The organism is Sphingorhabdus sp. (genome assembly GCF_044357595.1).
GTDB lineage: Bacteria > Pseudomonadota > Alphaproteobacteria > Sphingomonadales > Sphingomonadaceae > Sphingorhabdus_B.
This window is the reverse complement of record NZ_JBIKPH010000006.1, coordinates 46215-54762: the sequence shown is the minus strand read 5'-3', so window position 1 is coordinate 54762 and position 8548 is coordinate 46215. Positions and strand designations below refer to the sequence as shown.

Sequence of the window (8548 nt, the reverse complement as noted above, 5' to 3'; positions counted from 1 at the left end):
ATGGCCAAGGTGATCCCGATGCCGAGCCCCGCACCCGCCTGATCCGGAATGTAAGCCCGCGCGCCTGCATTCCAGACCGCCTAACAATCGTCACTACAGGCGAGTTTTTCAACAGAATAGGCCCAATAGTAGCCATTCCGGTTTGCGCCCAAATGCGGTCGCTGTGCCGAACAATCGCTAATCCCGAAACCTGTCATTCCGACGTGCCGATGTCTGCCGCGGGTCATACTCGGCCAGACTAATCCGCGAACCGATACTGGGCTCAGAAATGTACGCTGATAGTGGTCGCGACGTAGTGCGTGTCGGCCCCAGTAACGACGTTCGGCGCGGTGCGCAGGAAGCGGCCCTTTGAGAGGTTCACGGCGTTGAGTTGTCCGCGCAGGAATTTCGGCACCAACCAGTATCGCAATTGCAATTCGACTTGGTGGCCTGCGAAGTTCCCGGCGCTACCGGTGAGATCCCGCACCCCGGTGGTCGAAAAGGAATCCGTCCGGCTGGCGAGCCACATGGGCTTGTAGGTGAAGTAACCTTCCCAGCGGCTCGCAAGACCCTTCTCCAGGCGAACGCCGACAGCACTGATGTTGGCCCGGCCAATGGCATTGTAGATACCCGACTGCGCAAGGTCGGCACCACGCATCCCAAACAAGGTGTCGAACCGCCCGAACTTCCCGCCGGGCTCGTCGCCGCTGGCGCGGTCGTATTCCAGCGAAAGCCGTACTTTCGCAGCGCCGGGAAAGGAGTAGCCGGCATCGGCATGCACGAACCAGGCGCCCACCGGCAGGATCGCCGCGCTGGTCGAGGCGCTCGCCCGAACGGTTCCTGACTGGTAGATACCCTCTAGCTCGAAATCGACCTTGCCCGGCCGAGGATCACGGATCAGGCGTGCGCTGAAGCTGTCGAGGTCGCGTTGGCGCGTTACGCGGCCCGGCCAGTCGCGCTCCAGCACGCCGAAATAGCCGGCTTCGAGCGTGAGGTTACGCACAAGCCCGGTGTGCGAGACAAGCCCGCCCCAGAGCTGCAAGTCGAAGCTTTCCCGGTCCCAGCGGGGCTGCTGCGCCTTTATCGAGGGCAGGTCGTCGGGCAGGCGAATATGCGGCAGGACAAAGATCGTCGTGGCTGCAAGACCACCCTTGGTGCGCAGGTCCGCGCGCAAGCCGGTATAGCCGTTGGTGGCATTGCGGTAGTCGTCTGCCGCAACCAGCCGTCGGGAACCAAGGCCGAGTGTCATGCGACCCAATTGTAGGGACAATTTGGCACCTCCATCAAGGGTGATATCTCCGGCGATGTTCGCTTGAACCAGTTCGAAGGTGTTCACCTCGTTCGCGCTCACCGCCCCACCTGGCTTCGTCAGCCAGGCACGACTGTCGTGCAGTTCGGCATTGACCTTGATGCCTTGCAGGTCGACCTGCGCCGTGATGATGGTGCGAAGGGCCAGTTGCTCGTCCGTCGCATTCAGGCCCGCGCGTGGCTGGCCTTCGAGCCCTTCGTAACGCAGGCGACTGCTCCCCGACAGTGTTACCCACTCGGGGTCTCCCATGCTATGCTGAAGCGTCGGCGGCGCAGCCATCGCCGGTGCTGGCACCAGTGCCAAGACACTCGCGGCGAGGCAGAGGCGCGTTTTCACGCCCCACCGGGTGCGTAGCGCATCGTCTGGAGGCACGCCTTGGCTAGGATTAAGTGAGCACTGTTGCTCATACACAGAAAAAGCATGTTGTAGGTCTTGTCGGTCATTGCTCCCCCTCAAGGCTTGCAGGCCATCGCGCTCACCAGGTCGGCGCACATCTCGGGCCGTTGCTGGCAGCAGTCTTCAATCAGGAACGAGAGAAGCCGGCGCATGCCATCGTAGTCGGCGCGGTAATGGATCATCCGGCTCTCACGTTCGGACTGTGCGAGCCCAGCCCGCTCCAAGGTGGCGATATGGTGCGACATAGTGGACGCAGGCACATCGACTGCCGCAGCGATCGCGCCGGCAGTCATTCCCTCCACACCCGCCTGCACCAGAAGTCGAAACACCCGAAGACGTGTATCGTGGGCCAGCGCGCTCAGCGCCTCTACCGCCCAGAAGTGTCTTGCCAAGTCTATCTCCTATATTTTGAGAAATATGGAAATATTGCATCAAGCCTCTACGGTCAAGTGGTTGTCAGCCTGAAAGCGAGCGCGACGCAGTGTCCGCTTCGGTACGGCCGATCGCAGATTGCTGCCATCCAGCATACGGCCCAGTTTCTGCCTTCCGGTTTGCTGGCGGCGCTGGCCCCTCAGATTACACGAGGGGCCAGACATTCATATTTCTGTGCGTTCAGCCAAGGTGAGAGCGTCGTCGATGTCTACTCCAAGGTAGCGGATCGTGTTCTCTATTTTGCTGTGCCCCAGCAATATTTGCACAGCACGCAAGTTACCAGTCGCTTTGTAAATTAACGAAGCCTTTGTCCGACGCAGTGAATGCGTGCCGAACTCTCTCGCGTTCAGTCCGACCGCAGACACCCATTCGTCGACAAGACGAGCGTATTGCCTAGTGCTGAGGTGCCCCGCGCGGTTAACGCGACTTGGAAAAACAAAGTCGTCTAAGGACCCGCCGCGCCTTTCAAGCCAAGCAAGAAGGCTCTTGCGGCAATCTGCCATCAATTCAAATTGCACAGGTCGCCTGGTCTTTTGTTGAACGACAGTTGCGCGGTTTCGGATACTGCCACTACTCACAACATCGCCAATCTTTAATTTTATCACGTCGCAACCTCGCAACTTGCTGTCGATCGCTAGATCGAAAAGTGCTCGATCACGCATTCGTCGATGTTCATCGAGAAAGAAACGAATTGCCCATACGTCGCGTGGTTTAAGTGGCCGCTTGGCACCCACCAAACTTCCAGCATTCCAAGGTCTACGCTCATGCGCACCAGGATCGAGATTAGAAATACCCATTACACTTCTCCTTTGGCCGGAATGGCCGCGAGAAGAATACACCTGTTGCTGAAGGGCAGCGTTTGGGCCGGAAGCGGACTATCTGCTATTATCCGTTACTGCTTCGTCTTGCCTACAGCTTCCAGGAAGATCGGGTTCGTGTAAAACCACAAATCACCCCACGCATTCTCACCGTCAGCATCGACAGGAGGTTCAAGGTCACTGGTATTGGTTCCCCGAACCCGAATATATTCATTGCCGTTTAAGTCCGAAATGTTGAACATAATGGTTATGCTGTCGCCCCTCTGTTGCCAACTATCGGCGGTAAATCGTGCCGCAACACTAGTAGTTGGGTTGCTGTTTGCATCAAAGTTGTTCCCTCGACCGGTCACTTTCCCGCGAATGAGGTCAACACGTGCCAATCGTGGAGTATCTCCGTTGGCATTAGAAGAGCTTGGATCCGTGATCTTCAGTGCGATTTTCACAACTTGGCCTTGAGGCACCTTTAAGGTTCCACCGGTCTCGGCCAGGTTTTTATTTCCCGCCGCCTGAGCCGTAAAATCAACAGACGTAACGAGATCTCCCGTCGTAACGAAAACACGGCCCGCTCGAATGGAGGCCAGAATTGCATCATGGGTCTTAGACGCACGAACATATGTTTTAGAGTACTCACCTGGCCAGAAATCTGCGCCGCCATCGGTCCAATGTACATGGGAATCGGACGTGGCTGTTATCCACCAACGTCGTCCCTCACCCAACATTGAATCCCAAAATCCGCCAAGCTGGGCAGTCATCTGATCAAAGCCGCCCATTGTGGGGTAATTTCCATAAGCGCCTCTTGGGCGAACTTTACCAAAATAGCCGGCGTAAACTGAGGGTGCAAAACGTTCTTTCATCTGCCCAGCGGCTTGATGACCAGGGGCGCCCTCCATTCCGATGGCAACCTCTGGCGCAGTATCATTCCATCGGCGAAGCTCACGTGGGGTTGTTAGGCCATATTGGCCCAATGCATTCGCAGACCTGCTGGGATGATGCGCAATCACGATAGGCTTGGGGACTTGTGCGTCGGCAGCTTTCAATGCCTCAAGCATTTTGGACTCTTCGTTGCGGGCTGGATCCAGAGGAAACACTTCCTTGGCGTCGAAACGTAACTCAAAAGACGCCAGCCGGTCAGCCTCGTCAGGGCCAGCAGGGATTATTATACTGCTGTGGTCAGCACCAGGGGTGTTGAGTTCCATTCCAAAAAATTGAACAAGATCAGGCACAGCCTTTCGAGACTCAAGCAATTCTGGATAGCTGTGGTCGTGGGACACTTTACTATGATTGGGTCCACCGTGATCGGTCGCCACCATCCAATCAAGACCAAAGCGGCGTGCCATTACCGCATTCATCGGAATGGGATACAATGCATCTTCTCCAACAATCGGCGTGGGCGGCGTTGTTTTTGAATCCCATCCAGTGCTGAAGCGACTATGGATGTGATGATCTCCAGCTAACCAGCGGACTTCACCTTCGTCCTTGCCTGCTTTCGTGGCTTGGCTAACATTATCATGGCTAAGTGCAGGTGTAACAAGGATTACTGCTGCCAGCATAACGCCCCGCGACAGATTTTTGGTAACGCACATAACCGAACTCCTATCTACGACTATTATCGCAAACGCATACTTCTCAGCATAGCCAGATACCCGAAATAAATTACATCCCTGTTAATTTGGGGTGGAGTAGTCTGGCGAGAACGCACCACGAGTCCTATACATCCAACTCTATTTTGTGGGCGCTAGGGCTGCTAAAATTCCGCTAACCTGATCTATATTTCGGTCATCATCGGCATAGCCTGCCTGCATTGGCGATACGGCAATGCAGGTCAGGTGGAGAAAGGACTCATCTTGTAATTGATCGGCGGAAGGCTTGGCGGGATTTTGGCCGAGTAATAAGCCAGGCAGAGCAGGGATATCCATTTTGTACGTTCTCGCCATTTCCTTCATTTCGGGCGATGCGCTAGCAGCCATATTTTCGGAAAAGGTTAGGGTATAGGCGTTATAGGTGCCTATTTTGGAAGCGCAGAATTTCGTTCCCTTGGCGTCATTAGGGAAATTGACGTTCAGCGCTAAACCAGCTGGAAGCATCCGACCGCCCTTTGATGCGGTGTCCAAATCGCGCACCAGATCTGCACTTTTTCCCGCGACTATTGTTGACTGCGCGTTCTCCAAATCGGGGCCAGCGCTGTTCTGTCCCGCACTTAAGGCTATTGCCGGCAGTCCGCGCAACGCTGCGAATTGCGCTGCGCTGATCGTACCGCTGCTGATAGCAATAGCCCCGACATTTTGTCCTTCATTGGGACCGGAGAGCACGAGATCAGGTGCCTTCCCCCAACGCTTCATGGCGACTATATCCAACCCGTATAACACCGCCATAACCGGTGTTGAGTTGACGTAATAGAAATCACTCCCCAACCCTTCACGCGTCATCGGAGCAGCGCCGGACGCACCTGCATTAGCGGCGTTGTTGCGGCACGCCGATTCCAACGGGGTAAGTGGACGCAACCCTAACGCTGCGCCCATCCCACTTTGGTTCTGGCAGGGAACCGATACGATCACATCGTGGCCGTCCGCCTTTAAAGCCTTATACAGCGCGACAACATTGCTGGTCAGACCGTCATCATTGGTGATGACAATATTGCGTGCTTCAGCAGCAACTGGGGTCGTGAAAGCCAAAAATGCTGCAGTGGCAAAAAGGTAACGCATATCGGGTCCCCTGGGGTTTATAAGTTAGAGCGCAGACCTGCGGTCATTGCTCTAACCCTTACATTTTGATCTTAGCTTCGACGCCAAAGGTTCTTGGTTCGTTGAAGAAGCCCTGTACGCCTGAGCGTGGCGCGCCACCTTTGTAGAACAGATGCTCTTGATTGAACAGGTTCCGTGCCCAAACAGCGACGGTTAGTTTTGCATCTGATGCGCCTATATCGATGTCGGCAAAAGCGATGCGACCGTTAAAGATAAGAGCCTTTTCACCCTTTGGCTGCGCATATCGCACGGCACGGGTGACGGGGTCAAATTCTGGGTCACTGTAGTTGCCGTAAAAGCCATCATTGAAGTTACCATCAAGATGTGCCCGGATCGTGAAATCTTTTAGCGGCAACTCATAATCGATAGACGCGCTGGCTGTATTTTCCGGCGTGTACACCTGATAAATGGGGATCGGCACCGTTATAAAGACATTACCAGGTTGTGGGAATGGGTTGAACGTCGCCGGGATTTTGACGCTGTTATAAGCATAGCTTGCCGACAGCGTTAGCCCAGTAACAGGGGCCAGATTAAATTCCGCTTCAAAGCCTTTCAGCTTACCCGTGCCCGGTGCGTTAACAGTGTCGGAGGTAGTGCGCGTCGTGGCAACGCGGACGCCGTTGACGATATCTTCATACAGCCCGAAAAAGTCGAGCTGGATGGATTTATAATCGCCTTGATAGGCAGCGACATTAAGCCGCGCGCGCCCATCCAGGAATTCGGCTTTGGCACCAATTTCAAACATTGAAACGGTTTCAGGATTAAATGCCGCATAGCTGAGCGAACGCGAGTTTGCGCCACCGGACTTGTAACCAGTGCTCCATTTTCCATAAATAAGGACATCTTCAGCCGCATCGAAGGACAGGTTTACCAACGGGTCAAAACGCGACCACGCGGCGTCCAGCGGGACTGGCCGGGTAACATTGACACCATTGATGGGGATCGTTGGCGTCGTGCCGTTAATAGTGAAAAGCTCGCCTACCTTTTCGTCCCGCGTCCAACGTCCGCCAAGGGTTAGGTGGAAAACATCATTGGCAACTGGCGGCGTGTAGGTTGCCTGGCCATAAACACCCATGCTTGTCGTTTCAACGCGGCTGGCACGTTGAACAATTTGTGTCGCATAATCGATTTGCCGGACCGTGATGGCCGTTCCATCAACGTCGGTGAATTGCAAAGTGTTGAACGCTTTTGCGCTATCCTCTGCATTCTCCCGATAATAAAGTGCGCCGGCTGCGAATTTCAATCGTGCGAAATCCCCAACGACCTGAAATTCCTGGCTGATTTGGTCTTGGGCAAAAGGTGCCAGACTGTAGCGGCCAAACTGAAACCCAGCAAAACTTGCCGTTGGATTTGCGGATGTCCGTGGTTGCTGGAGAGAAACGATATTGATGGCGTTGTCATACTGTGACTGCGTCATATCGCGATAAGATGATATGGATTTTAAAGTCAGATTGTCGGTCAAATCCCAGTTCAAACCTACGCGAACGCCCTGTGTGTCACCGACGCTTGCTTCTTGCGGCATACCAACCGGGGTGCTCGATGCGCGCCGTGGCTGCACGATTGGCAAGTTAGCAAGTCGGTTGGGTAAAATCGCCGGTGAGGTTGCCGTCGCTGGAGCGCCTACGGGCCCCTCTACCAATTGCAGATAGTTTGTGCTTGTGGCGTCGCGCGCGATATCGAAAGCTAAATTGGCCGTAAAATTGGTTGACGGTTTCCATTGTGCCTCTGCACGGAAACCGCGCTTATCGAAGCTTGCGAAATCCAGTGCATCGGGAAATGGGTTTTTCACGAAACCATCCCGCTTTGTCATGATCCCGTCGAATTTGAGACTGACGTTATTTGTCTCGGGCAAGTCAAGATGCGCTTCAGCTCTGTAGCTTCCGTAATTACCAAAGCCTAAGGTTGCATCCAGACCAAATTCGCCGCTCGGTCTTTTGGTGACAATGTTTACCGCGCCACCTTCCGTGTTGCGTCCAAACAGCGTTCCTTGCGGTCCTTTAAGCACTTCGATGTTCTCAACGTCGTATAGCGCGGTTCCCAAACCTTGGGCACGTCCCATGTAGACACCATCCACATATACGCCGACGCCTTGATCGCGGGCTGGTTGGTTGCTGTCTGACAAAACGCCAACGCCGCGCACGTTAATGATGAGCGCACCTGGTCGCGAAAAGAACGGTGCGACGCGCAGTGACGGAATGGCGCCATCACCTAAATCAAGAAGTGATTGGATATGACGATTTTCAATTCCCTCGCTGCCCAATACGGAAATGGAGATAGGAACGTCCTGAAGATTTTCGGTACGCTTTTGCGCGGTCACGACAATATCGGTCAAGCCAGCGCTATCGTCGTCGGAGGATTCTTGCGCCATCGCGGCGCTGGTTGAGCAAACAGCCAAAATCGCTGCTACTGACACGGTGGCAAACTTATTAACGCTTCGTTTGGCAGATTTCGAAATAAACAACATAAATAACGACCCCAGAAGTTTGGGGGCGGAGTAGTTCAACGAAAAGGCTGAATCATTGTAGAAATATCTCAAATCTGTGACGATTATTGATATTTGTGTCATATAAATGCAAGGTTTGCATTATGAAAATGGTTAAAGCTGGCGGGCGGGCTTGTTAAGCGTCATAAAAAACGCGATATTCCTAATATGGTCGATCCACGTTTACCGAAATATTTTTTATTTTGTCTGCTAATCTGACAGCTAACATGCGTTTCAAATGACCGGAACTGGGCGCAAAGCGGGATGTCTGCAATCGGACCTAGTTTCTACCAAACCTAGGTGTTAACAATAGACCATGTTCTCTGGTAATAGCGACATGAGCGGTCCATTATGACACCATCAATGCTCTTAATGGCTGATCCAAACATTT

Annotated in this window: 7 protein-coding genes; 1 reads left to right on the top strand and 6 read right to left on the bottom strand. The window is 53.9% G+C overall.

Annotation, left to right across the window (positions count from 1 at the left end; all coding sequences use genetic code 11):
• Nucleotides 1-242 (top strand): hypothetical protein (locus ACIQ2T_RS02145; protein ID WP_397589395.1); only part of this gene is annotated, 242 nt, incomplete at its 5' end.
• A 20-nt stretch (nt 243-262) separates the two neighbouring features.
• Here the strand turns inward: ACIQ2T_RS02145 and ACIQ2T_RS02140 are convergent.
• The 6 genes from ACIQ2T_RS02140 to ACIQ2T_RS02115 form a co-directional block, all read right to left on the bottom strand.
• Nucleotides 263-1537: an alginate export family protein gene (locus ACIQ2T_RS02140; RefSeq protein ID WP_397589394.1), complete on the bottom strand. Its 1275-nt coding sequence runs from the start codon at nt 1535-1537 to the stop codon at nt 263-265.
• A gap of 203 nt (nt 1538-1740) precedes the next feature.
• Nucleotides 1741-2076 carry an ArsR/SmtB family transcription factor gene (locus tag ACIQ2T_RS02135; RefSeq protein WP_397589393.1) on the bottom strand — a complete coding sequence of 112 codons (336 nt, stop codon included), beginning with the start codon at nt 2074-2076 and terminating at the stop codon, nt 1741-1743.
• Between the two features lie 204 nt (nt 2077-2280).
• Nucleotides 2281-2913 (bottom strand): tyrosine-type recombinase/integrase, encoded by a 633-nt coding sequence (locus ACIQ2T_RS02130; protein WP_397589392.1) that lies wholly within the window; start codon nt 2911-2913, stop codon nt 2281-2283.
• A gap of 95 nt (nt 2914-3008) precedes the next feature.
• Complete coding sequence (locus ACIQ2T_RS02125; protein ID WP_397589391.1) at nt 3009-4517, bottom strand: phosphoesterase; 1509 nt, start codon at nt 4515-4517, stop codon at nt 3009-3011.
• A gap of 138 nt (nt 4518-4655) precedes the next feature.
• Nucleotides 4656-5636: a 5'/3'-nucleotidase SurE gene (locus tag ACIQ2T_RS02120; RefSeq protein ID WP_397589390.1), complete on the bottom strand. Its 981-nt coding sequence runs from the start codon at nt 5634-5636 to the stop codon at nt 4656-4658.
• Nucleotides 5637-5694: 58 nt separating this feature from the next.
• The gene (locus tag ACIQ2T_RS02115) at nt 5695-8070 is read right to left on the bottom strand and encodes a TonB-dependent receptor (RefSeq protein ID WP_397589389.1); all 2376 of its coding nucleotides are present in this window, start codon (nt 8068-8070) and stop codon (nt 5695-5697) included.
• Between the last annotated feature and the right edge of the window lie 478 nt (nt 8071-8548).

Coding starts and splice junctions, on each gene's coding strand:
- ACIQ2T_RS02140 (WP_397589394.1), bottom strand. CDS start 1,537: ATGGGAGACCCCGAGTGGGTAACACTGTCGGGGAGCAGTCGCCTGCGT.
- ACIQ2T_RS02130 (WP_397589392.1), bottom strand. CDS start 2,913: ATGGGTATTTCTAATCTCGATCCTGGTGCGCATGAGCGTAGACCTTGG.
- ACIQ2T_RS02125 (WP_397589391.1), bottom strand. CDS start 4,517: ATGTGCGTTACCAAAAATCTGTCGCGGGGCGTTATGCTGGCAGCAGTA.
- ACIQ2T_RS02120 (WP_397589390.1), bottom strand. CDS start 5,636: ATGCGTTACCTTTTTGCCACTGCAGCATTTTTGGCTTTCACGACCCCA.